The sequence below is a fragment of the Streptomyces sp. UG1 genome, assembly GCF_049974585.1.
Lineage (GTDB): Bacteria > Actinomycetota > Actinomycetes > Streptomycetales > Streptomycetaceae > Streptomyces.
The window spans coordinates 89727-113025 of record NZ_JBNGGG010000007.1 but is presented as its reverse complement, the minus strand read 5'-3'; the positions used below and the strand labels follow the sequence as shown (position 1 = coordinate 113025).

Sequence of the window (23299 nt, the reverse complement as noted above, 5' to 3'; positions counted from 1 at the left end):
CGCGTCGCCCGCGCGCACTCCCCGTCACCCGTCACGGCAAGAGCTGCCCCGACCGGCCTGCACTCAGTCGGTCGGACGGCTACGCTCGGGGTCGGTACGTCATCTGGGCGAAGCGGGGAGGTAGCGGGATGACGCAGGTACGGCCGACGCCGGGCGCCTCGGCCTCCCTCTGGGAACGCGACGAGGAACTCGCCGCGGTCGAGCGCGCCCTCGACGCCCTGTGCGCCGACGAGTCCTCCTCGGGCAGCCTCCTGGTGGTCCGCGGCGAGGCCGGACTCGGCAAGACCGCGCTGCTGGCCGAGACCCGCCGTATCGCCGAGGCCCGCGGCTGCACCGTGTGGTCCGCCCGCGGCAGCGAGACCCTCAGCTCGGTCCCCTTCAACGTGGTACGGCAGTTGCTGCAGCCCGCACTGCTGTCGCTGATGCCGGAAGAGGCGCGCGAGTACCTAGGCGACTGGTACGACATCGCCGGCCCCGCCCTCGGCATCACCGAGCCGGGCGAGCGCCAGGCCGACCCGCAGGGCGTGTGCGACGGCCTGGTCGCCGCCGTGCGCCGGCTGGCCCGGCGCGACTGGCCGCTGGTGCTGCTCGTCGACGACGCCCACTGGGCCGACCAGGAGACCCTGCGCTGGCTCGCCGCGTTCGCCGAACGCCTCGCCGAGCAGAGCGTCCTGGTCATGGTGGCCCGCCGCCCCGGCGAGACCGCCGGCGACGGCGCCCGCCACCTCGACGCGGTCGCCGCCGCCGGCTCCTCCGTCGCCACCCTGAGCGCCCTCACCCCACAGGCCACCGCGGGCCTCACCCGCGCCACCCTCGGCCCGCACGCCGACGCCCCGTTCTGCCGCGAGGTCTGGGCCGTCACCGGCGGCAACCCGTACGAGACCGTCGAACTCCTCGCCAAGGTGCACGACAGCGAGTACGAACCGACCGAGGCCGCGGCCGGCGAGCTGCGCGCCCTGAACCGCGCGGCACGCGGCGGCGGCCTCGTCGCCCGCCTGGAGACCCTCGGCATCGAGGCCACCCGGTTCGCCTGGGCGGCCGCCATACTCGGCACCGGCATCTGCGTCGACCTGGTCGCCGAACTCGCCACCATGAGCCCCGACGAGGCGGTGCGCTGCGCCGAACTCCTGCGCACCGCCCGCATCCTCACCGAGTCCGACCCGGCGGGCGGCAGGCCGGACGGCGGCGAGCTGCAGTTCGTGCATCCGCTGATCGCCACCGCCGTCTACAACTCCATCCCCGACGCCCTGCGCACCGCGATGCACGGCATCGCCGCCCGCGTCGTCACCGACCACGGCCACGGCGCCGCGGTCGCCGCCCGCCACCTCCTCGAGGTGCACCCGGACGACGACGAGGAACTCGTCGAGCAACTGCGCGAGGCCGCCCGCGAACACCTCGCCGTCGGCGCCCCCGACGCGGCCCGCCGCTGCCTGGAACGTGCGCTTCTGGAACCCCCGCTGCCCGACGTCCACCCCCGTGTGCTGCACGAACTCGGCCGCGCCACCCTCCTGACCGCGCCCGCCACCACCATCGACCACCTCCAGACCGCCCTCGCCATGCCCGGCCTGGTGGGCGACGAACGCGTCGACGCCGTCTGCCGCCTCTCCCAGGCCCTGCTCCACAACGACCAGTTGGAGGAGGCCGTCCGCACGGTCGAGGCGGAGGCCGCCCGGCACCCGGCCGGACCCGCCAAGCTGCGGCTCCAGGCGGTGCAGTTCATGTGGGAGGGCATCCACGCGGGCGAGGCGACCTCCCCCGGACGCTCCGCACGCCTCGCCGAACTCGCCAGGACCTGCACCGGCCGCGACAACCCCGAGCGCGCCCTGCTCATCCTGCGCGGCTTCGACGCCATGGCCCGCGGCGAGAGCGCCGAGGAGGTCGCCGAGCTGTGCGACCGCTCCCTCGTCAACGGCCGCCTCGCCCCCGGACTCGGCTGGACCGACCCGGAGTGGGGCATCGAGCTGCCGATGATGCTGGCCAGCGCCTACGCCTACACCGACCGGCTCGACCGCGCCGAGGCCCTCTACAACGAGGCGCTGCGCGCGTACGAGTCCGCCGGCTGGAGCGGCGGCCACCTCGCCCTGGCCCACGCCTACGTCGGACTCGGCCTGCGCAGGCGCGGACGGCTGCGCGAGGCGGAGGCCTCCCTGCGCAAGTCGCTGGCGCTCGCCGAGCGCGTCGGCCGCCGGCTGCCCCTGCACTGGTCCGCCACCTGCAACCTCGTCGACACGCTGCTCGCCCGCGGCCATGTCGATCAGGCCTGGCAGATCGCCGAGCAGTACGGCTTCGCCCCGCCCTACCCGTCCACCATCGTCCTGCCGGACCCGCGCTCGGTCCGCGGCCGCCTGCTGCTCGCCGTCGGCCACACCGAGGACGGCATCAACGAACTGGAGGCCGCTGAGAAGGCGGCGGCCGTGCGCGGCCACCACAACCCGGTGCTCGTCCCCTGGGCCGTCGACCTCACCCGGGCCCTGGCGAACGCGGACCCGGCACGCGCCGCCCGGCTCGCCACCGAGGCCCGCCGGCACGCCGAGCGCCTGGGCACCGACACCGCCATCGGCGAGGCCCTGCGCTGCGCGGCTGCCCTGGAGACCGGCCAGCGCGCGGTACGCCTCGCCGAGCAGGCCGTCGCCTATCTGGAGGCCTCGCCCTGCCAGTACGAACACGCCGCGGCCCGCATCGAATACGGCATCGCCGCCCGCTCCGCCGCGGAACTGCGCCGGGGGATCGCGCTGGCGCAGACGTGCGGCGCGGACGGGCTGGTGCTCCGGGCGGAGACGGCACTGGCTGCGGGCGTGGTGTGAAGCAGTCCCTCCCTCACAGGGACAGCAACTGATCGGTCACCGCCGACAGCCGCTTGCGTACCTCGGGGTCGTACGCGGCCTCGTGCGCCCGCGCCGGGCGCGTGCCGTCGAAGTACCGGCCCGTGCCCAGGTCCCGGGTGGCCAGGGCCAGGACGCCGGGGGCGCCGTCGGCGACCGTGTTCCAGGGCGTGATGTCGCCCTCGCGGACCATCGCCGTGTCCATGAAGGTGGCCGGATGCAGGACGTTCACCGAGACGCCGGTGCCGGTCAGCTCCTCGGCCAGGGTGAACGTGTGCGCGGCGAGCGCGAACTTGGCGCGCCGGTACGCCGAGACACCGCTGTAGCCGCGGGTCAGCTCGGGGTCGTCGAAGTCGAGGGGTTCCTGGCCGGCCGAGCCGACGTTCACGATCCGCGCGGGCGCGTTCGCGCGCAGCACGGGAAGCAGTGCGCGGGTCAGCGCGACCGGCGCCAAGTAGTTGACCGCCAGGCGCAGTTCATGCCCGTCGACGCTGAGTTCACGGCCCGCGTCGGGCGCACCGAAACCCACCCCCGCGTTGTTGACGAGCACATCCAGCTCGGGATGCGCCCCGGCGACATGCGCCGCCAGCTCCCGGACCTGGTCCAGCGAGGCCAGATCCGCCACGAACCCCTCGGCCTCGCCCTCGGCCCGCAGCTCCGCCACGAGCCGCTCGGTACGGCCCGCGTCCCGCCCGTGCGCGAGCACGCGATGCCCGGACCGCACCAGCTCGAATGCGACGTGGCGGCCGAGCCCCGAGGTGGCGCCGGTGATCAGAATCGTGGACATGCCTCCACCGTAGGCACGACGTGGAGGCATGTGCGAGCTACTGCTGTGCCTGCGACCGCCGGGGTCACCCTTCCTCTTCCGCGAGCACCCGCTGGGCCGTCGCGAACGCCGAGTTCGCCGCCGGGACCCCGCAGTACACGGCCGTCTGGAGCAGTACGGCGCCGATCTCGTCCGCGGTGAGCCCGTTGCGGCGGGCCGCCCGGATGTGCATGGCCAGCTCGTCGTAGTGGCCGTGCGCGACCAGCGCCGTGAGGGTGATCATGCTGCGCTCGCGGCGGCTGAGCGTCGGGTCGGTCCAGATCTCGCCCCACGCATAGCGCGAGATGAAGTCCTGGAAGCGCGCGGTGAAGGCCGTCTGCCGGGCCTGCGCCCGGTCCACATGCGCATCGCCGAGCACCTCGCGCCGCACCTCCATGCCCCGCTTCGCACTCTCACCGAAGTGCGCCCGCAGCGCCGTGAGCACCGCCTGCGGGCACTGTGCCGGCGCCAGATGCGAGGCCCCCGGGATCTCGACCAGCGCGGCGCCCGGCACGGCGTCCGCGATCTCCCGCAGATGCGCAGGCGGGGTCGCGGGGTCCTCCCGCCCGGCGATCAGCAGCGTCGGCGAGGAGATCTCGGTGAGCCGATCGCGCAGGTCGAAGGCGGCGAGCGCGTCACAGCAGGCGGCGTACGCGGCCGGATCGGCGTCCCGGTGGTCCTGGACCAGCTCCGGCACGGTGAACCCGGAGGTGAACCAGCGGGCGGGCGCGTTCTCGGCGAGCCCCGCCAGCCCCTCGCGGCGCACCAGCGCGGCCCGCTCCTGCCACGGCTTGGATCCGTTGAAGTGCGCCGACGAACAGATCACCGCAAGCGAGCCGACCCGCTCCGGGTGGTGCACGGCGAGGTACAGGCCGACCGCGCCGCCGAGCGAGACACCCGCGTAGCCGAACCGCTCGATGCCGAGCGAGTCGGCGAGCGCGAGGACCAGACGGGCGAGGTCGCCGACCGTCGCGCCCTCCTCGATCAGATCGGCCGCCGACCCGCCGTGCCCCGGCAGATCCCAGCGGACCACCCGATGCGTGATCGACAGCTCGGGCGCGACCTTGTCCCACAGGGCGTACGAGGTGCCGAGCGAGGGTCCGAGCAGCAGCGGCGGCGCGGAAGTGGGCCCTTCGGCACGGTGGTTGAGGAGGTTCAACGTCGCTCCAGAGCACGGTCGGTGAGGGCTCCGGCGGAGCCGGTGTAGTGGGTGGGGTCGAGGTCGACGTCCGCCAGTTCGGGCGCCTCGGCGAGCGGCCGGCCCTCGGACGCCAGCCGGGTGAGCAGCTCCTTGGCGCGGGCCCGGCCCAGCACCGGGGCCAGCTCGGCGGACAGCCGCTCGGAGATGATCAGCCCACGGGTGAGATCCAGGTGTTCGCGCATGACATCGGGGCGTACCCGCAGCCCCTCGGCCAGCTCGACGGCGTCCCGGGCGGCCCCGCCGACCAGCCGCAGCAGCTCCCGGAGCGGCTCCCACTCGGCATGCCAGGCCCCGGCGGGCCGCTCGTCCTCCGCCGCCAGCGACCCGTACAGTGTGGCCGCGAGCTGAGGCGCCCGCCGCGCGGCGGAGGCGATGAGGGTGGACCGTACCGGATTGGACTTGTGCGGCATCGCGGACGAGCCCCCGCCGCTGCCCTCCGCCACCTCCGCGATCTCGGTGCGGGAGAGCGTGAGCACGTCGACGGCCACCTTGCCGAGCGCACCCGCCGTGAACGCCAGACACCCGGCGAGATCGGCGACCGGGGTCCGCAGCGTGTGCCAAGGCAACTCGGGGGTCCGCAGGCCGAGTTCGCGAGCATACGCCACCGGAAGCTCGACCGGGTCACTCGCGCCGTAGGCCCCGAACGCCGCCAGTGTCCCCGCCGCGCCCCCGAGTTGGGCGGGCAGCGAGTCCCGTACGGCCGTCACCCGGTCCCGTGCGTCCAGCACCAGCGCCCGCCACCCGGCCGCCTTCAGCCCGAACGTCGTCGGTACGGCGTGCTGGGTGAGGGTCCGCCCCGGCAGCGCGGTGTCGCGGTGCTCGGCGGCCAGCCGGGCCAGCGCCCCCTGCGTACGGCCGAGGTCGCCGAGGACCAGCTCGAGCGTGCGCGCGGTGACCAGCATCGTCGCCGTGTCCATGATGTCCTGGCTGGTCGCGCCCCGGTGGACATAGGGGCCGTACTCGTCGCCGACCGCCTTCGTCAGGTCGGCGACCAGGGGGATGACCGGGTTGCCGCCGGCGCGGGCGCGCCCGGCGAGGGACCGTACGTCGAACGGGTGGGTGTCGGCCGCGTCGGTCACCGCCCTCGCCGCCTCGGCCGGGGCGAGGCCGAGCGCCCACTGGGCCCGGGTCAGCGCGACCTCCGCGTCGAGCAGCGCCCGCAGGAAGGCGGCGTCGCTCGTCGCGGTCGCGGCGGGGGAGCCTGCCCACCCGGGGGCGAGCAGGCCGGTGTCGTCGGGATCGACAGAAGTCACTCGAACTCCAGGAAGACCGTCTCGCCTTCGCCCTGAAGGCGGATGTCGAAACGGTATGCGGCACGGCCCTGGTCCGCGGCGATCAGCGTGGCGCGGCGCGCCTCGTCCAGCGAGGCGAGCAGCGGGTCGGCGGCCAGCGCGGCCTCGTCGCTCGGCAGATAGATCCGGGTGAACAGGTGCACCAGCAGCCCGCGCGCGAACACGCACACGCTGAGGTACGGCGCGCTCCGCCCGCGCGCCCCGGGCCGCAGCGTTCGCGCGGACCAGTGGCCGTTGGCATCCGTCTGGATCCGGCCCCAGCCGGTGAACTCCACGCCGTTGCGGCCCAGGAAGCCGCCGCTGGCCGGGTCGCGCCGCATCGAGCCGTCGACCTGCGGGACCCGGCCGTCCGGGTCGGCGGCCCACAGTTCCACGAAGGCGTCGGGGAGCGGGTTGCCGTCGCCGTCGAGAACGTAGCCCTGCAGCGCGATCGTGTCCGGGTGGCCGAGGGGCGCGATGTCGCCGCCGCCGGGGAAGGGCAGGGCGTGGCCGTAGAAGGGGCCCACCGTGTGCGACGGAGTGGGGAGGACCGTCTCCGGGCGGCTCGTGTCGATCTTCGTCATGGCAGGTCAGCGCCCTTCTTCGATCCAGGTGGCGTGCGGCCCGTCGAGCACGATGTCCCAGTGGTAGCCCATGGAGAACTCCGGCACCGACAGGCTGTGGTCGTACGTCGCCACCAGCCGCTGACGGGCGGAGTCGTCCGTCACCGACTGGATGATCGGGTCGTACGGGAACAGCGGGTCGTTCGGGAAGTACATCTGCGTCACGAGCCGCTGGGTGAACGCCGTGCCGAACAGCGAGAAGTGGATGTGCGCCGGCCGCCAGGCGTTGACGTGCTGGCGCCAGGGGTAGGGGCCCGGCTGGACGGTGGTGAAGCGGTAGCGGCCGCTGTCGTCGGTCAGGGTGCGGCCGACGCCGGTGAAGTTCGGGTCCAGCGGGGCGTCGTGCTGCTCGCGCTGGTGGGCGTAGCGGCCCGCCGAGTTCGCCTGCCAGATCTCGATGAGCTGACCGCGGATCGGGCGGCCGTCACGGTCGAGGAGCCGCCCCTCCACGGTGATGCGCTCGCCGATCGGCTCTCCGGTGTGCTGCCGGGTGAGGTCGTTGTCGATCTCGGTGACGTCCCGCTCGCCGAAGGCGGGGGAGTGCAGCTCCACCAGCTCCGGGTCCTTGCTGACGTCGATGGACACGAGCGGCTGCTTGGGGTGGCGCAGGACGGAGGAGCGGTACGGGGCGTAGTCGCGGCGGGGTTGGTGTTCGACGGGGGCGCCTTCGGCGACGCGCTTGGCGTAGGCCTCGTGCTCGGCGGCGATCTCGAGGTCGATGTCGTGCTGGGTGAGAGTCATGGGGGTTCCTACCGTTCGAGGACGAGGGCGAGGCCCTGGCCCACGCCGATGCAGAGGGTGGCGACGCCGACTCCGCCGCCCTTGCGGGCGAGCTGGTGGGCGACCGTGCCGGCGAGACGGGCACCGGAGGCGCCCAAGGGGTGGCCGAGGGCGATGGCGCCCCCTTGCGGGTTGAGGACCGCCGGGTCGAACTCGGGCCATTCGGCGACACAGCCCAGCACCTGGGCGGCGAAGGCCTCGTTCAGCTCCAGCACGTCCAGGTCGGCGAAGGTCTTGCCGCCCTTGGCCAGTGCCCGGTTGACGGCCTCGACGGGGGCGAGTCCGAAGTAGTGCGGGTCGAGCGCGTTGACGCCGGTCGCGGAGATCCGGGCGAGGGGCTCGCGGCCGGTGGCCTTCAGGCCCTCCTCGTCGGTCAGCAGCAGGGCGGCGGCGCCGTCGTTGAGCGGGGAGGCGTTTCCGGCCGTGACCGTGCCGTTCTCCTTGCGGAACGACGGCTTGAGCTTGGCCATGGCGGCCAGGGAGGCGTCCGGCCGCACGCATTCGTCGGCGGCGAAGAGGACCGGTTCGCCCTTGCGTTGCGGGATCGACACGGGGGCGAGCTCGGCGTCGAACAAGCCTTGTCGTTGGGCTGCGGCCGCCTTCTGGTGGGAGGCCAGCGCGTACTCGTCCTGCTGCTCACGGCTGATCTTGTGCTTGTCGGCGATGAGTTCGGCGGACTCGCCCAGCGCGATGGTCCACTGCGGTTCCATCCGCGGGTTGACCATGCGCCAGCCCAGAGTGGTCGAGTACAGCTCGGCGTGCCCGGCCGGGAACGGCTTGTCGGACTTGGGCAGCACATACGGCGCCCGCGTCATCGACTCCACCCCGCCGGCCACGGCGATGGAGGCGTCCCCGACGGCGATGGCGCGGGCCGCCTGGATGACCGCCTCGAGGCCGGAGGCGCACAGCCGGTTGACCGCCACGCCGGGCACGGAGGTGGGCAGGCCGGCGAGCAGCGCGGCCATGCGGCCGACGTTGCGGTTCTCCTCGCCGGCGCCGTTGGCGTTGCCGAAGTACACGTCCTTGATCCGGGACGGGTCCAAGTCGGGCGTACGGCCGATCAGTTCACGGATGGCGTGGGCGGCCAGGTCGTCCGGGCGCACGCCCGCGAGGCCGCCGCTGTAGCGGCCGATCGGGGTGCGGACCGCGTCGACGAGGTAGACGGTGTTCACAGCAGGCCCTCCGCGACGGTCACCTTGGCGTCGGTCTTGGCGATGATCTCGTCGGCGCTCACACCGGGCGCGGTCTCGACGAGCAGCAGCCCGTCCGCGGTGACGTCCAGGACGCCGAGGTCGGTGATGATCCGGTTCACGCACGCCTTGCCGGTCAGCGGCAGCGCGCACTCGGTGAGGATCTTCGCCGAGCCGTCCTTGGCGGTGTGGGTCATCACGACGATGACCGTGCGGGCGCCGTGGACGAGGTCCATCGCGCCGCCGATGCCGGTGATCATCTTGCCGGGGATGGCCCAGTTCGCCAGGTCGCCCCCGGCCGAGACCTGCATCGCGCCGAGCACGGCGACATCGATGTGGCCGCCGCGGATCATCGAGAACGACAGCGCCGAGTCGAAGAAGGAGGCGCCCGGCAGGACGGTCACGGTCTCCTTGCCCGCGTTGATCAGGTCCGGGTCGACCTGGTCCTCGGTGGGGTAGGGGCCGGTGCCCAGGATGCCGTTCTCGGACTCCAGGATCACCTCCACGCCCTGCGGGAGGTAGTTCGGGATCAGCGTCGGCAGGCCGATGCCGAGATTGACGTACTGCCCGTCCTCCAGCTCGCGTGCCGCACGCGCGGCCATCTCCTCGCGTGTCCAGGCCATCAGACGCTCACCGTTCGCTTCTCGATGTTCTTGTCGGCCGCCTGCTCCGGAGTCAGCGCGACCACGCGCTGCACGAAGATCCCCGGCAGATGCACCGCGTCCGGACCGATCTCGCCCGGTTCGACCAGTTCCTCGACCTCGGCGATCGTCACCCGCCCGGCCATCGCGGCCAACGGGTTGAAGTTCCGGGAGGACTTGTTGAACACCAGATTCCCGTGCCGGTCGCCCTTCGCGGCCCGCACCAGCGCGAAGTCGGTGCGAATGCCGCGCTCCAGCACGTACTCGGTGCCGTCGAACTCCCGCACCTCCTTCGGCGGCGAGGCCAGCGCGACCCCGCCGGAGCCGTCGTAGCGCCAGGGCAGCCCGCCCTCGGCGACCTGGGTGCCCACGCCGGCCGGGGTGTAGAACGCGGGGATCCCCGCACCGCCGGCCCGCAGCCGCTCGGCGAGGGTGCCCTGCGGGATCATCTCGACCTCCAGCTCCCCGGCCAGGTACTGGCGGGCGAACTCCTTGTTGGCGCCGATGTAGGAGCCGGTCACCCGGGCGATCCGGCCGGCCGCCAGCAGGACGGCGAGCCCGGACTCCAGCGCCCCGCAGTTGTTGGAGACGACCGACAGTTCGGACACGCCACGCTCGTACAAAGCCTGGATCAGTACGTTCGGCACACCGCTCAGCCCGAAGCCACCCACCGCGAGCGACGCGCCGTCGCCGACATCGGCCACCGCCTGAAGGGCCGTGGCGACCACCTTGTCCATCCGAGAAGCCCCATCTCTTCCGAGCCCTCAGCACCTGATTAGTCAGGGCACTGAGTATTTCTGCGAGATCCCTCCTCACGCTGCCACCGGAGCGGGAAACCGTCAAGGCCTTGATAAACGCGAAGTCGGTTCGACCGTGTGCGCCACAGACATGCGCGCCATGGACGGGTATTGTTCAGTGCACCGACGAATACGAGACCAGGGGAGCGCGCATGGCCGCCGTGGACCTCACCACCCACCCCGGGCATCTGGCCCGGCGGCTCCAGCAGGCGCACTACCTGCTGTGGAACACGATGGTCTCCGAGGAGATCACCTCGCCGCAGTTCGCCGTCCTCAACACCCTCGTCGCCGAGCCGGGCCTGGACCAGCGGACGGTGGGGGAGCGCGTCGGGCTCGACCGGTCCACGATCGCCGAGGTGATCAGCAGGCTGGGCCGGCGCGGGCTGCTCGACAAGGTCCGCGACCCTCAGGACGGGCGCCGCTTCCTGCTGCGTCTCACGGACGAGGGGCTGCGCACGCACAAGAAGCTGACCGTGCGCACGGCCCGGATGAACCAGGTCTTCCTGGCCCCGCTCTCCGCCGAGGAGCAGACGCTGTTCTTCGATCTGATCCGCCGGGTCGCGGACGCGGCCGAGGGACTGCGCAACCCCGCGGAACCCCTGGTCGCACAGCCCTGACCGCTCGTTTTTCAGGACGCCTTGGCGAACACCACCCACACCTGGCCGTGCTGGAAGTTCATCCGCTTGCCGTCCTTCGTCGTGAACGTCGTGCCGGCCGTGGCCTTCGGGCGCTTCCAGTTGACGTCGTAGGCGAGCCCGTCGCGCAGCACCCGCGCCTTCCCGGAGCCGACCGTCTCGGTGAACGGCGTGTAGTGGCCGAGCTTGTCGTGGAACGCGGTTTTGCGCAGCTTGACGTACTGCACGACGACCGTGCCCGCCGTGACCCGCTCGCCGTCCGTCGTACGGGCGGCCTTGCCGTCCATCGCGACCATCCAGCGGTCCTGGTTCTTGGACCAGGTGAAGGTGTACCGGGCCGCCTTGTAGCGCACCGTCTGGGAGGCCGTGGCCTTGCCGCCCTTCGGGGCGGCGCCGAAGCGGAAGCCGGTCGTCAGGACGGACGTGCCCGGTGGCGAGGACATCAGCCGGTGGGGCCGCAGATAGAGGTTGTGCGGCCGGGGCCGGTACTTGCCGCGGAAGTACGCCTTGTTCGCCTCGCCGGGCGGCTTCGCCTGCACGGGGGCCTTGTCGATCAGCGGCAGGAGCTTGCTCTGTGCCCCGGAGAAGGCGAGCACCGGCCGGTTGAACTGGGCCAGCAGTTGCAGATCGGTCTCGCGAGCGCTGCGCACCGGCCCGACGACCTTCGGCAGCTTCTGCGCGTACACCGCCATCAGCCGGCTCAGCCCGCCCTCGACCTGCTCGACGTACACGATGTCCGCCTCGTTCAGGCCGGTGTGGGGCCGTGCGGCGCGCGCGTTGTCGATCTTCACGGCGAGCGCCGCGCCGCCCGCCGCCCGGGTCTCGCTCTCACCGGGCGACGTACGGCTCTGCCCACGGCCGTCGTCGCGGGGGCCGTCGGACGTCGTGCAGCCCGCGGCCAGGGCGGCCGCCAGCGCGGCGGCCAGCAGCCCCGTCATGGTCGTGGCGCGTCTGGTGCGCGCCGCTCGTTGTCCGCCCACTGTCGTCACCCTCAGCCACCCACCTATTTCATGTCATCACATTGTGTGTTTATCAGTTCATAGATGCCCATACCCGATCGGCGCCGACGGTCCTCGCGAATCCGCCGATCGGCCCGCGCAGGGACAGCCGGTCGGCCCACCCCGTGGTCCGTCCTCGTGGTTCGGCGCGCGGCGCCGGGGTACCCGGGCGGACCGTACGAGCGCACGCACGCGTGACGGAGGGAGCGCGGGACGATGAGGGCAGTGACCTGGCAGGGCAAGCGGGACGTGCGGGTGGAGACCGTGCCCGATCCCGGGATCCAGGAGCCGACGGACGCGGTCGTGCGCATCACGTCCAGCGGGCTGTGCGGTTCCGACCTGCACCTGTACGAGGTGCTCACCCCGTTCATGACGCCGGGCGACATCCTCGGCCACGAGCCGATCGGCATCGTCGAGGAGGTCGGCGCCGCGGTGCCGGACCTGCAGGTGGGGGACCGGGTGGTGGTGCCGTTCCAGATCGCCTGCGGCAACTGCTGGATGTGCCTGACCGGGCTGCCGACCCAGTGCGAGACCACCCAGGTCACCGGCGAGGGCATGGGCGCCGCCCTGTTCGGCTACACCCGCCTGTACGGCTCGGTGCCCGGCGCCCAGGCCGAGTATCTGCGGGTCCCGCAGGCGCAGTACGGCCCGATCAAGATCCCTCCGGGGCCGCCCGACGACCGGTTCGTCTACCTCTCCGACGTACTGCCCACCGCCTGGCAGGCGGTGCGCTACGCCGAGATCCCTCAGGGCGGCAGCATCGCCGTGCTCGGCCTCGGCCCCATCGGCGACATGGCCTGCCGTGTCGCACAGGTGCGGGGCGCGGGGCGGGTGTTCGGCGTGGACCTGGTGGCCGAGCGGCTGCGGCGGGCGCGGGAGCGCGGCGTCGAGACCTTCGATCTGCGCAGCTTCGACGACGAGAAGGAGCTGGTCGCCGCCGTCCGCGACCGGACCGACGGCCGCGGCCCCGACGCCGTCATAGACGCGGTCGGCACCGAGGCGCACGGCAGCGCCGCCGCCAGGCTGGCCCAGCAGGCCTCGGCGCTGCTGCCCCGCAGGCTGAGCGGTCCGTTCGCCGAACGCTTCAGCGTCGACCGGCTCGCCGCCCTGTACACCGCCATCGACCTGGTGCGGCGCGGCGGCACCATCTCCCTGTCCGGCGTCTACGGCGGCACGGCGGACCCGATCCCGCTGCTCACCCTGTTCGACAAGCAGATCCAGATCCGGATGGGACAGGCCAACGTGCGCCGCTGGAGCGACGACATCCTGCCGTACCTCATGGACGAGGACACACTCGGCGTCGACGGCTTCGCCACCCACCGGCTGCCGCTGAGCGACGCCCCGCACGCGTACGAGATGTTCCAGCGCAAGGAGGAGGGCGCGGTCAAGGTGCTGATGAAGCCGTGACCGGTACCGCTCCTCAGGCCTGCGGCCCGAAGATCGCCGCGAGGTCGTAGCGCACCGGCTCCTCGAGCTGGGCGTAGGTGCAGCTCTCGGGGGTGCGGTCCGGGCGCCAGCGGCGGAAGCGGGCCGTATGCCGGAAGCGCACCCCGTTCTCCATGTGGTCGTAGGCCACCTCGGCCACCCGCTCCGGCCTCAGCGGCACCCAGGACAGATCCTTCTTGCCCGACCACCGGCTCGGCGCACCCGGCAGCCGAGCCGACTCATGGGCCGCCTCCTCGGCCCAGGCCGCCCACGGATGCCCCGCGACGTCCTCCATGCGCAGCGGCTCCAGCTCCTCGACCAGCTCGGCCCGCCGCTTCATCGAGAACGCGGCCGACACGCCCACGTGCTGCAGGCCGCCCCGGTCGTCGTACAGGCCCAGCAGCAGGGAACCCACGACCGGTCCGCTCTTGTGCAGGCGGTAGCCCGCGACGACGACATCCGCCGTCCGCTCGTGCTTGATCTTGAACATGGCGCGCTCGTCCGGGAGGTAGCGCAGGGTGAGCGGCTTGGCGATCACACCGTCCAGGCCGGCCCCCTCGTACTGCTCGAACCACCCCTCGGCCGTCGCGATGTCGGTCGTCGCCGGCGCCACGTGCACCGGCGCCGTCACCCCGGACAACGCCATGGTCAGCAGCGCCCGCCGGTCCCCCAGCGGGCTCTCCATCAGCGACTCGTCGGCCAGCGCCAGCAGGTCGAAGGCCACGAACGACGCCGGGGTCCTCTCCGCCAGCATCCGCACCCGGGAGTCGGCCGGGTGGATGCGCTCGGTCAGCGCGTCGAAGTCCAGCCGCCCCTCCCGCGCGATCACGATCTCCCCGTCCAGCACGCACCGCTGCGGCAACGTCCCCTTCAGCCCCGCCACCAGCTCGGGAAAGTACCTGGTCAGCGACTTCGTGGTACGGCTGCCCAACTCGACCTCGTCCCGGTCACGGAACACGATCGCCCGGAACCCGTCCCACTTGGCCTCGTACTGCATGCCCGGCGGGATCTTCGCCACAGACTTGGCGAGCATCGGCTTCACGGGCGGCATCACCGGAAGGTCCATGCCGTCGATTCTGCTCGCATACCGCTGCCGCCGCCCGGTGTGCGAGGTGTGCGCCGTGCGCCTACCGTGGCTCGCATGGGCGAAGCGGTGGAGCTGGAAGCGGGCGGCAGGACCGTCCGCCTCTCCAACCCGGGCAAGATCTTCTTCCCCGAGCGCGGCTTCACCAAGCTGGACCTCGCCCGCTACTACGCCGCCGTCGGCCCCGGCATCCTGCGCGCCCTGCGCGACCGCCCCACCACCCTGGAGCGCTACCCGGACGGCCTGGGCGGCGAGTGGTTCTTCCAGAAGCGGGCGCCGAAGAACATGCCCGACTGGATCCCCACCGCCCACATCACCTTCCCCAGCGGCCGCAGCGCCGACGAGATGTGCCCCACCGAGGAGGCCGCCGTCCTGTGGGCCGCCCAGTACGGCACGCTCACCTTCCACCCCTGGCCGGTCCGCCGCGACGACGTCGACCACCCCGACGAACTGCGCATCGACCTCGATCCGCAGCCCGGCACCGACTTCGCCGACGCCGTCCGCGCCGCCCACGAACTGCGTGCGCTTCTGGATGAGTTCGGCGGCCTGCGCGGCTGGCCGAAGACCTCCGGCGGGCGCGGCCTGCACGTCTTCGTGCCGGTCGAGCCGCGCTGGACCTTCACCCAGGTCCGGCGCGCCGCCATCGCCGTCGGGCGGGAGATGGAGCGCCGGATGCCGGAGGACGTGACGATCAAGTGGTGGAAGGAGGAGCGGGGCGAGCGCATCTTCATCGACTACAACCAGACGGCCCGGGACCGGACCATCGCCTCCGCCTATTCCATACGGCCCCGCCCGCACGCCCCCGTCTCCGCACCCCTGCGCTGGGACGAGGTCGGCGCGGCCCACCCCCAGGACTTCGACATCGCGACCATGCCCGCGCGCTTCGCCGAACTCGGCGATGTGCACGCGGACATGGACGACCACCGCTTCTCGCTGGACGCGCTGCTGGAGCTGGCCAACAAGGACGAGCGCGATCACGGGCTCGGCGATCTGCCGTACCCGCCCGAGTATCCGAAGATGCCGGGGGAACCCAAGCGGGTACAGCCGAGCAGGGCCCGCAAAGAAGGACCTACAGCTCCTTGATCCGGATGTCCCGGTACGAGACCACATCCGTCGTGCCGTGCACCTGGAGCCCGATGTAGCCGGAGGCGAACCGCCGCCCGTCCGTGCCCGGGTCGTCCGAGCGGGGCGGGACGAAGTCCTGACCGCCGGTGTTGTCGAACTCGTTGATCAGCACGCCGTTGCGGTAGACCGAGTAGTGCTGGTCCACCACCCGGATCTCGTAGTCGTTCCACGTGCCCTTCTGGGTGACGCCGGCACCGGCGAGCCCCACCCGGTCGAAGCCGTAGACCGAGCCCGTCTTGTACATGTCGCCGTCGGGCCGGTCGAGCACCTGCACCTCGTGTCCGTACTTGATGGCGGCCCACTCCGGTCGGGGCTCCTCGGGGTGGTCGTGGACCCACGGGAAGCGGACGAACACACCGGAGTTGGCGTTGCCCGTGCCCGGAGCGTCGTCACGCCACTGGAGCTTGAGCGAGAAGTCGCCGTACTTGCGCTCGGGGAACCACAGCATGCCCAGCCCGTCCTTCGTCGTGCCCGAGGTGATCGAGCCGTCGCCGTTCGGCGCGAACGAACCGCCGCCCACCTGCTGCCACTTGGCGAACGACGCCGCGCTGCCGTCGAGGATCGTCCGATAGCCCTCGGTCTGCCCGGGCCTGCCGATCCCGGACTGGCGGGCGGCCTTGCGGATGGCGTTGTACTCGCGCTGGTCCACGACGCCTTCCTTGAGCAGCTTGTCCAGGACCGCCTTCACATGCTTGAGGAACAGCGCCTGGGACGTCCACTCCTTCTCGTCCTCGATCAACTCGTTGATCCGGCACCGGCTGTTGGTGATCCGGTTCGGCACACCCGAGTCGACCGTGCCGACGATCACCGTCAACCGCTCGTCGAACTCGGCACAGTTGGGCGCCGGGACCTGGCTCGACACGACGGTGAACGTCACCGTGCGGGCCGTGGAGGTGTTCCCCGCCTTGTCGGTGGCCCGGTAGGCGAGGGTGTGCGTGCCCGCGCGGTCGACGACCACCGGGGCGCCGTACGCCAGGTACGGCCCGCCGTCGATCGAGTACTCGATCCGCTCGACGCCCGAGCCGTGCTCGTCGGTAGCCGAGACGGTCACCTTGGCGTCGCCGATGTACGCCCCGTCGGAGTTCTTCGTGCCCTCGACGGTCACACCGGTCACCGGCGGGGTCGTGTCCGGCTCGGGCGACGCCACGACCGTGAACTGCACGCTCTTCTCGGCCGCGGCATTGCCCGCCTTGTCGGTGGCCCGGTAGCGCACCGTGTGGCTGCCGACCTCGTGCACCATCACCGGCGCGGTGTACGCCTGCCAGGCACCGTCGCCGATCGCGTACTCGATGGTGTTGACGCCGGAACCGATGTCGGACGCGGAGACGGTGACGGTCGCCATGTCGATGTACGCCCCGTCGGCGTTCTGCTCCCCGCTGACCGCCGCCGAAGTCTCCGGCGGCGTCGTGTCGTCGGTCGGCGGCGGCACGACCGTGAACGTGACGCTCTTCTCCGCCGAGACGTTCCCCGCCTTGTCGAGGGCGCGGTAGCGGATCTTGTGATCGCCGACCTGGTCGACGACGACCGGGGTGGTGTACGCCGTCCAGGCGCCCGCGTCACCGACCGCGTACTCGACGCGGTCGACCCCGGAGCCGCCCTCCTCGTCGGTGGCCTCGATCGCCACACTCGCCGAACCGACGTACTGCCCCTGCGCGTTCTGTGTGCCGCTGACCCGGGCCGACGCCTCGGGCGCCGTGGTGTCCTCGCCGCTGCCCTCGGTCACCACCAGGATGCCCTGCATCTGACCGTGGCCGGGGATGGCGCAGTAGTAGCGGTAGCGACCGGGGGTGAGCGTGACCTCGGCGGTGTGGCGGCCGCCCTGGTCGTCGTTGGGGTTGGCGAGGATGTTGAGTTGGACGTCGTTGTTGAACTCGGGGTCGGAGGTGTCGAACGTCAACGTGTGCGGCATTCCGGTGGTGTTGCCGGTCGCCGCGCTGTTCTCGAAGACGATCGTCGTCGCGCCCGCCACCGCCGTCGTGGGCGCCGAGGTGTACTTCATGATGTCGTCGTCGGCCGTCCAGGTGAGCACCTGCTCGGCGGCGGCGGCCTGTGCCTGCGGCTGTGGCTGCGGCTGTCCGGTCGCGGGAAGCGACTGCAGTCCGAGCACCATGAGCAGTGCGGCCAGCAGGGCCGCCCACATTCTTCGCTGCCGTGTCACCGCGCCCCCCTCGCGAGCTGGTCGGCGGCCGGGGTAGGCCCGCCGCCGGTGTAAGTGACCCGCCACAGCGCCGACTTGGCGTCCGAGGTGAAGAAGCCCCGTCCGTAGTCGAGCACATACAGCGCGCCGTCCGGACCGAACTTCCAGTCCATGAGGTTCTTGATGCCGTCGTTGCCGACCGGCACGATCTTCTTCAGCGACTCCGAGTGCACCGGCAGACCGCCGTCACCATGCGTCTTCGGGTCGGTGATCACCGCGTTGCGCGGCTGGTCGGCGTCGTAGAAGTCACCGACGAACCACTTGCCGTCCCAGTAGGCCGGCCACTTGGTCCCGCTGGTGCTCGCCGCGTCGTACCGGTAGACCGGCCCGTTCATCGCGGCCTGGCCGCCGCCCTTGAGCCACGGCAGCCCGTAGGTGGCCTCCTCCTGCTTGTACGACGGCACGCCGTTCGCGTCGCGCGGGAAGTCCGGGGCGCCGCCCTGGGGCGAGTACCAGATGTTGTTGCCGGTGACCGGCGGAAGGTTGACCAGGCCGTCGTTGTTCGGCGACTCGTTCTTCGGGCGGTCGCAGTCGTACCAGCCCAGCGGCTTGCTCGGATCGGGCAGATTGCGGTCCCGGTAGGGCTGCTTGTTGCCCATGCAGTACGGCCAGCCCCGGTTGCTCGCCTTGGTGATGACGGCGAAGGTGTCGTACTTGGCCGGGCCCCAGGTGGTCGACGGCGCGCCGGCGTCGGGGCCGACCCAGCCCGCGTAGAGGATGTCGGTCTGCTGGTCGACGAAGATGCGCGCGGGGTTCCTCACCCCCATCACATAGATCTCGCCGCGCGTCTTGCCGCCGCCCTCGTCGGTCTCCTTGCCGGTGAAGAGGTTGCCCTCCGGGAGCGTGTACGTCCCGTCCGGCTCCGGGTGGATGCGCAGGATCTTGCCGTTGAGGTTGTTGGTGTTGCCGGCGGTGCGGCGGGCGTCGGCGAAGGAGACGCCCTTGTAGTTCGGCTCGGGGTTGTTGCCCGAGTAACCGTCGCTGAAGCGGCTGGAGTTGTTGTCGCCGGTCGCGATGTACAGGTTGCCCTTGGAGTCCCAGGTCATCCCGCCGCCCGCGTGGCAGCAACTGTGGATCTGCACCGGCCACTCGAGCAGCACCTTCTCACTGCCCAGGTCCAGCTTGTTCGTGGCGAGGTCGAGCGTGAAGCGGGAGACGCGCCGCTCGGCCATCCGTGTGTCGCGGTTGATCCGGGAGTGCGGGGTGTAGTGCAGATACACCCACCCGTTCTCCTCGAAGCGCGGGTCCAGCTCGATGCCGAGAAGCCCCTCCTCGACCTTGATCAGCTCGTCGCCGCCGCCCTTGTTGCCGAAGACCGTCAATGCCCCCGCCAGGGTGACCTTCTGGGTCTTCGGGTCGTAGACGTGGATCTCGCCCTTGCCCTTGCCGATGTCCGGGTTGTTCCAGTCGGTGACGACCGGCTGGGAGGAGTCGGCGCCGCCCCGGCCGATGTAGAGGACGCGGCCGTCGGGGGCGGTGACCAGGCCGTGCGGCTCGCCGATCTGGTCGTTCTGGCCGGGCTGGTTGGGCTGGGTGAGGCGCTCGGCCTTGTAGTTGCCGGTGATGGTGGCCTTGCAGTCGGCCTGCACCAGCCGGGTCGTCCACAGCAGGGCGCCGCGCAGATGGGTACGGAAGTCGGTCTCGTCGTACGACGACACCGTGCCGCCCATGCCGGTGTAGAAGGAGCGGCCGCCGTCGTAGTCCCGGCACCAACTCACCGGATGGTCCCAGCCGTTGGCACTCGAACCGGGCTGATACGACGACTCCCGGACCCGGGCGACCGTATGGACGTCACCCGAGGGGTTCTTCACCCAGTTCAGCCACTTGTCCGGCCGCTTCCACTGCAGCGGCAGGTCCTTGGTGGCCGGATGTTTTCGGTCGCCGACCTCGACGACGGCCCGTTGCGCGGCCGTCGGTCCGCCGGCCGCCGGGCGGGCGCCGACGAGGCCGGTGAACCAGTCCGAGTACGGCTCGGCGCGGGCCGCGTCATGGATGCCGACGAAACCCCCGCCGGCCTCCATGTAGGCCTCGAGGCCCGCCTCCTGCTCGGGGTCGAGGACGTCGCCGCCACCGGTCAGGAACACGATGGAGTTGAAACGGCCCAGCTTGGTCTCATTGGTGAACACCGACGCGTCGTTCGTGGCCTCGACCTTGAAGCGCTGGTCGGCCGGGCCCGACAGGCCGATCTTCTCGATCGCCGCGATACCGGCGTTCACCAGCGGCGACTCGTCGCCGGCGGCTGCGGACCCATAGAAGATGAGCACGCGTACATTCGCGCCGCCCGGGGGCGACTTGACGGACATCGTTGTCAGGGGTGGTTCCGGAGCAGGGCGTGCGTCGGCGGCCGGAGCCGACATCGCTCCGGCCGCGACGATCCCGGCGGTCACGGTGGCCACCCAGGTCTGTCTTCTTGTGCTCAACCCTCGTAAGTGCATGGGCACCTCCACGGTCACAGCAACAGCGACAAGGAAGCTAGACCCCTTTGAACGACTCGCCAATACCTATGACCACAATGGGACGAACTTTGTCCTGAGTGTGGATAAACGAGAGAGTGGCCGGTACCGTCTCACCGGTTCATCCCCGTAATTTCCGTACCGCCGTGGGGAGTTCGGCATGGACAGACGCAGCTTCGACAGACGCGCCTTCAACCGGCGTGTACTGCTGGGTGGCGCGACGGTCGCGACATCGTTGTCGCTGACATCGGTACCCGAGGCCATGGGCGCCGACACACCGGCGAGGGCCGCCCCGGCCGGCGGCGAGGTCAGACACATCAAGCTGTACGCCGAGAAGCTCGCCGACGGGCAGATGGGCTACGGCTTCGAGAAGGGCAAGGCGTCGATCCCCGGCCCGCTGATCGAGCTGAACGAAGGCGACACCCTGCACATCGAGTTCGAGAACACGATGGACGTGCCGGTGAGCCTGCATGTCCACGGCCTCGACTACGAGATCACCAGCGACGGCACCAAGCTGAACAAGAGCGACGTCGAGCCCGGCGGCACCCGCACCTACACCTGGCGCACCCACGCCCCCGGCCGCCGCAAGGACGGCACCTGGCGGGCGGGCAGCGCCGGTTACTGGCACTACCACGACCATGTCGTCGGCACGGAGCACGGCACCGGCGGCATCCGCAAAGGGCTGTACGGGCCGGTGATCGTCCGCCGCAAGGGCGACATTCTGCCGGACGCGACGCACACGATCGTCTTCAACGACATGCTGATCAACAACAAGCCCGCGCACAGCGGCCCGAACTTCGAGGCGACGGTGGGCGATCGCGTCGAGTTCGTGGTGATCACCCACGGCGAGTACTACCACACCTTCCATATGCACGGACACCGCTGGGCGGACAACCGCACCGGCATGCTCACCGGCCCCGACGACCCCAGTCAGGTCATCGACAACAAGATCACGGGCCCGGCGGACTCGTTCGGCTTCCAGGTGATCGCGGGGGAGGGGGTGGGCGCCGGGGCGTGGATGTACCACTGCCATGTCCAGAGCCACTCCGACATGGGGATGGTGGGGCTGTTCCTGGTGAAGAAGGCGGACGGGACGATTCCCGGGTACGACCCGCACGAGCACTGACGCCGAGGTGAGAGCGCTCTCACCTCCGCCGCCACCGGGGCTATCCTGATCGGCAACCGCCGACGAGGAGCCGCCCAGTGACCGCAACCGCCCCGCGCCCCACCCTGGAGGCCGTCGCCGCACGGGCCGGGGTCTCGCGGGCCACCGTCTCGCGCGTCGTCAACGGCGGTGACGGGGTCAGGGAGCCGCTCGTCGAGCGGGTGCGCAAGGCGGTGGAGGAACTCGGGTATGTGCCCAACCAGGCCGCCCGCAGCCTGGTGACCCGGCGGCACGACGCCATCGCCGTCGTCGTCGCCGAACCCGAGACCCGCGTCTTCGCCGACCCCTTCTTCGCCCTCCAGCTCCGGGGCATCAGCAAGGAGCTGACGGCCCATGACAATCAGCTCGTGCTGCTGCTCACGGAGGGGCGGGACGACCATGCCCGCGTCGGGCGCTACCTGGCCGGTGGCCATGTCGACGGGGCGCTCGTCTTCTCGCTGCACCTCGACGACCCGCTGCCGGAGCTGATCCAGCGCGCCGGTGTGCCCACGGTGTTCGGCGGACGGCCCGACTGGAGTGGCGAGCGACGGGGCGTGGTCTATGTCGACAGCGACAACCGGGGTGGCGCCCGCGACGCCGTACGGCATCTCGCGGGCCTCGGTCGCACGCGTATCGCCCACATCACCGGTCCCCTTGACCAGACTTCGGCCGTGGACCGGCTCGACGGCTACCGGGATGTCATGGTCGACGCCGATCCCCGGCTGATCACCGAGGGCGACTTCACACCGGCCGGCGGGGAGCGGGCGATGCGCGAACTGCTCGCACGCTGTCCTGACCTGGATGCCGTGTTCGCCGCCAACGACCTCTCCGCGGCGGGGGCGTTGCGGGTGCTGCGGGCGGCCGGGCGGCGGGTGCCGGACGATATCGCCGTGGTCGGGTTCGACGACATGCTTCCGGTGGCGGAGCAGACCGAGCCGCCGCTCACGACGATCCGTCAGGACATCGAGGAGATGGGCCGGTTGATGGCCCGGCTGCTGTTGCGGGGACTGGAGCGGGACGCCGCCGAACGGGGCATCGGCGCCGCGCCGTCCAGCGTGGTGCTGCCGACCACACTGGTGCGGCGCGCGTCGGCGTAGCCCGAACCGACGCGCCCTCTCAACTTCGCCGCCGCCTGAGCTCTGCCCTCTCAACTCCGCCGCCCCGAACTCTGTCCCCTCGACTCCGTCCCTCTGAGCTTCGCCCCTCCCAACTCCGCCCCCCTCTGAGCTTCGGCCCCTCAACTCCGCCTCCCGTCAGCTCTGTGGCGGGGCGCTCTTGATCACCGCGAAGCGGGCGCCGTGCGGGTCGGTGAGCTTGGCGATGCGGCCGACGTCCGGCAGGTCGGTAGCGGGCATGCGGACGGTGCCGCCCAGGGCCTGTGCCTTGGCGACCGTCGCGTCCGTGTCGGTGACCTCGAAGTACGGCAGCCAGTACGCCGGGCCCGCCGCCTCCGCCGGGTCGTCCGCCTTGTCGATGACCCCGCCGAACATGGCGTCCTCCCCCTGCCCGCCGGGGCTGAACGTCGTGTACGTGCCGCCGTAGAAGTCCAGGGCGAAGGTCTCCATGCCCAGCGTCGCGTTGTAGAACCCCGCCGCGGCCGGCACGTCCGGGGTGTACAGCTCGAGCCAGCACAGCGAGCCGGGCTCCTGGACGACGTCCAGGCCCTTGTTGGCGCCGGGCTGCCAGAGGCCGAAGGCGACGCCCGCCTTGTCGGCGAGGATGACCATACGGCCCAGGTCCAGCACGTCCATGGGCTGCATCATCACCGAGCCGTGCGCCTGCTCGGCCGCCTTCGCCGTGGCGTCCACGTCCGGCGCATGGAAGTACACCGTCCACGAGGGCGGACCCTGCTCCTCGGTGGTCTGCATACCGCCGGCCACCGTCTTGCCGTCGAGCTGGAAGAGGCCGTAACCACCGGTGTCGGGCGGGCCCGGCTGGAACCGCCAGCCGAACAGACCGCCGTAGAAGGAACCGGCGCCCTCGATGTCGGGCGTGCCCAGGTCGATCCAGTTGGGCGCGCCGGTGACGTAACGGGTGGTGAGCATCATCGCCCTCCTCGGAAGCGTCCCGCTGCCTGCTCTGCCGAGTCTTGCACCGCCCACTGACAA

The 23299-nt window shown here is 71.4% G+C and carries 19 protein-coding genes; 6 read left to right on the top strand and 13 right to left on the bottom strand.

What is annotated here, in order from left to right; translation table 11 throughout:
- The first annotated feature begins 128 nt into the window (after positions 1-128).
- A complete protein-coding gene (locus ACP4J3_RS10055; RefSeq protein WP_426532572.1) occupies positions 129-2804 on the top strand; it encodes an ATP-binding protein in 2676 nt (891 codons plus the stop codon).
- A gap of 13 nt (positions 2805-2817) precedes the next feature.
- Here ACP4J3_RS10055 and ACP4J3_RS10050 read toward each other — a convergent pair whose 3' ends face one another.
- From ACP4J3_RS10050 to ACP4J3_RS10015, 8 genes are all read right to left on the bottom strand, one after another.
- The gene (locus ACP4J3_RS10050) at positions 2818-3609 is read right to left on the bottom strand and encodes an SDR family NAD(P)-dependent oxidoreductase (RefSeq protein ID WP_426532570.1); all 792 of its coding nucleotides are present in this window, start codon (positions 3607-3609) and stop codon (positions 2818-2820) included.
- 64 nt (positions 3610-3673) lie between these two features.
- Complete coding sequence (gene pcaD, locus ACP4J3_RS10045; protein WP_426532568.1) at positions 3674-4786, bottom strand: 3-oxoadipate enol-lactonase; 1113 nt, start codon at positions 4784-4786, stop codon at positions 3674-3676.
- On the bottom strand, positions 4783-6081 hold the full coding sequence (gene pcaB, locus ACP4J3_RS10040; RefSeq protein WP_426532566.1) for a 3-carboxy-cis,cis-muconate cycloisomerase: 1299 nt from the start codon (positions 6079-6081) through the stop codon (positions 4783-4785). Before pcaB ends, pcaD begins: the two co-directional genes overlap by 4 nt.
- A complete protein-coding gene (gene pcaG, locus ACP4J3_RS10035) occupies positions 6078-6683 on the bottom strand; it encodes a protocatechuate 3,4-dioxygenase subunit alpha (RefSeq protein WP_426532564.1) in 606 nt (201 codons plus the stop codon). Before pcaG ends, pcaB begins: the two co-directional genes overlap by 4 nt.
- Before the next feature lie 6 nt (positions 6684-6689).
- Entirely contained in the window at positions 6690-7463 is a 774-nt protein-coding gene (pcaH, locus tag ACP4J3_RS10030) for a protocatechuate 3,4-dioxygenase subunit beta (RefSeq protein WP_426532563.1), read from the bottom strand.
- A gap of 8 nt (positions 7464-7471) precedes the next feature.
- Positions 7472-8674, bottom strand: coding sequence for a thiolase family protein (locus ACP4J3_RS10025; RefSeq protein ID WP_426532561.1), 1203 nt, complete (start codon positions 8672-8674; stop codon positions 7472-7474).
- Positions 8671-9315, bottom strand: coding sequence for a CoA transferase subunit B (locus ACP4J3_RS10020; RefSeq protein ID WP_426532559.1), 645 nt, complete (start codon positions 9313-9315; stop codon positions 8671-8673). The genes ACP4J3_RS10025 and ACP4J3_RS10020 overlap by 4 nt, the downstream gene beginning before the upstream one ends.
- Positions 9315-10070 (bottom strand): CoA transferase subunit A, encoded by a 756-nt coding sequence (locus ACP4J3_RS10015; RefSeq protein ID WP_426532557.1) that lies wholly within the window; start codon positions 10068-10070, stop codon positions 9315-9317. The genes ACP4J3_RS10020 and ACP4J3_RS10015 overlap by 1 nt, the downstream gene beginning before the upstream one ends.
- Positions 10071-10282: 212 nt before the next feature.
- Between ACP4J3_RS10015 and ACP4J3_RS10010 the strand changes: the two genes are divergently transcribed.
- Positions 10283-10747, top strand: coding sequence for a MarR family winged helix-turn-helix transcriptional regulator (locus tag ACP4J3_RS10010; protein ID WP_147993029.1), 465 nt, complete (start codon positions 10283-10285; stop codon positions 10745-10747).
- Positions 10748-10758: 11 nt separating this feature from the next.
- Here the strand turns inward: ACP4J3_RS10010 and ACP4J3_RS10005 are convergent, their stop codons facing one another.
- On the bottom strand, positions 10759-11703 hold the full coding sequence (locus ACP4J3_RS10005; protein ID WP_426532817.1) for a DUF3048 domain-containing protein: 945 nt from the start codon (positions 11701-11703) through the stop codon (positions 10759-10761).
- Between the two features lie 276 nt (positions 11704-11979).
- On the opposite strand from ACP4J3_RS10005, the gene ACP4J3_RS10000 reads away from it, so the two are divergent.
- Entirely contained in the window at positions 11980-13170 is a 1191-nt protein-coding gene (locus ACP4J3_RS10000; RefSeq protein ID WP_426532554.1) for an alcohol dehydrogenase catalytic domain-containing protein, read from the top strand.
- Between the two features lie 13 nt (positions 13171-13183).
- Here ACP4J3_RS10000 and ACP4J3_RS09995 read toward each other — a convergent pair whose 3' ends face one another.
- Positions 13184-14254, bottom strand: a complete 1071-nt coding sequence (locus tag ACP4J3_RS09995; protein WP_426532552.1) for an ATP-dependent DNA ligase — start codon at positions 14252-14254, stop codon at positions 13184-13186.
- A gap of 75 nt (positions 14255-14329) precedes the next feature.
- Between ACP4J3_RS09995 and ligD the strand changes: the two genes are divergently transcribed.
- Positions 14330-15355 carry a non-homologous end-joining DNA ligase gene (gene ligD / locus ACP4J3_RS09990; RefSeq protein ID WP_426532550.1) on the top strand — a complete coding sequence of 342 codons (1026 nt, stop codon included), beginning with the start codon at positions 14330-14332 and terminating at the stop codon, positions 15353-15355.
- Here the strand turns inward: ligD and ACP4J3_RS09985 are convergent.
- Positions 15342-17537 carry an OmpL47-type beta-barrel domain-containing protein gene (locus tag ACP4J3_RS09985; protein WP_426532815.1) on the bottom strand — a complete coding sequence of 732 codons (2196 nt, stop codon included), beginning with the start codon at positions 17535-17537 and terminating at the stop codon, positions 15342-15344. The genes ligD and ACP4J3_RS09985 overlap by 14 nt on opposite strands.
- 14 nt (positions 17538-17551) lie before the next feature.
- On the bottom strand, positions 17552-20029 hold the full coding sequence (locus ACP4J3_RS09980) for a ThuA domain-containing protein (protein WP_426532548.1): 2478 nt from the start codon (positions 20027-20029) through the stop codon (positions 17552-17554).
- A 178-nt stretch (positions 20030-20207) separates the two neighbouring features.
- On the opposite strand from ACP4J3_RS09980, the gene ACP4J3_RS09975 reads away from it, so the two are divergent.
- Both ACP4J3_RS09975 and ACP4J3_RS09970 read left to right on the top strand, forming a co-directional pair.
- Positions 20208-21173 (top strand): multicopper oxidase domain-containing protein, encoded by a 966-nt coding sequence (locus tag ACP4J3_RS09975; RefSeq protein ID WP_426532546.1) that lies wholly within the window; start codon positions 20208-20210, stop codon positions 21171-21173.
- A 77-nt stretch (positions 21174-21250) separates the two neighbouring features.
- A complete protein-coding gene (locus ACP4J3_RS09970) occupies positions 21251-22288 on the top strand; it encodes a LacI family DNA-binding transcriptional regulator (protein WP_426532544.1) in 1038 nt (345 codons plus the stop codon).
- A 156-nt stretch (positions 22289-22444) separates the two neighbouring features.
- Here ACP4J3_RS09970 and ACP4J3_RS09965 read toward each other — a convergent pair whose 3' ends face one another.
- A complete protein-coding gene (locus ACP4J3_RS09965; RefSeq protein WP_426532542.1) occupies positions 22445-23236 on the bottom strand; it encodes a VOC family protein in 792 nt (263 codons plus the stop codon).
- Positions 23237-23299 lie beyond the last annotated feature (63 nt).

Coding starts and splice junctions, on each gene's coding strand:
- ACP4J3_RS10015 (WP_426532557.1), bottom strand. CDS start 10,070: ATGGACAAGGTGGTCGCCACGGCCCTTCAGGCGGTGGCCGATGTCGGC.
- ACP4J3_RS09965 (WP_426532542.1), bottom strand. CDS start 23,236: ATGCTCACCACCCGTTACGTCACCGGCGCGCCCAACTGGATCGACCTG.
- ligD (WP_426532550.1), top strand. CDS start 14,330: ATGGGCGAAGCGGTGGAGCTGGAAGCGGGCGGCAGGACCGTCCGCCTC.
- ACP4J3_RS10000 (WP_426532554.1), top strand. CDS start 11,980: ATGAGGGCAGTGACCTGGCAGGGCAAGCGGGACGTGCGGGTGGAGACC.
- ACP4J3_RS10050 (WP_426532570.1), bottom strand. CDS start 3,609: ATGTCCACGATTCTGATCACCGGCGCCACCTCGGGGCTCGGCCGCCAC.
- ACP4J3_RS10010 (WP_147993029.1), top strand. CDS start 10,283: ATGGCCGCCGTGGACCTCACCACCCACCCCGGGCATCTGGCCCGGCGG.
- ACP4J3_RS09985 (WP_426532815.1), bottom strand. CDS start 17,537: ATGTGGGCGGCCCTGCTGGCCGCACTGCTCATGGTGCTCGGACTGCAG.
- pcaH (WP_426532563.1), bottom strand. CDS start 7,463: ATGACTCTCACCCAGCACGACATCGACCTCGAGATCGCCGCCGAGCAC.
- ACP4J3_RS09995 (WP_426532552.1), bottom strand. CDS start 14,254: ATGGACCTTCCGGTGATGCCGCCCGTGAAGCCGATGCTCGCCAAGTCT.
- ACP4J3_RS10005 (WP_426532817.1), bottom strand. CDS start 11,703: ATGACGGGGCTGCTGGCCGCCGCGCTGGCGGCCGCCCTGGCCGCGGGC.
- ACP4J3_RS09980 (WP_426532548.1), bottom strand. CDS start 20,029: ATGCACTTACGAGGGTTGAGCACAAGAAGACAGACCTGGGTGGCCACC.
- ACP4J3_RS10055 (WP_426532572.1), top strand. CDS start 129: ATGACGCAGGTACGGCCGACGCCGGGCGCCTCGGCCTCCCTCTGGGAA.
- pcaG (WP_426532564.1), bottom strand. CDS start 6,683: ATGACGAAGATCGACACGAGCCGCCCGGAGACGGTCCTCCCCACTCCG.
- ACP4J3_RS10020 (WP_426532559.1), bottom strand. CDS start 9,315: ATGGCCTGGACACGCGAGGAGATGGCCGCGCGTGCGGCACGCGAGCTG.
- ACP4J3_RS09975 (WP_426532546.1), top strand. CDS start 20,208: ATGGACAGACGCAGCTTCGACAGACGCGCCTTCAACCGGCGTGTACTG.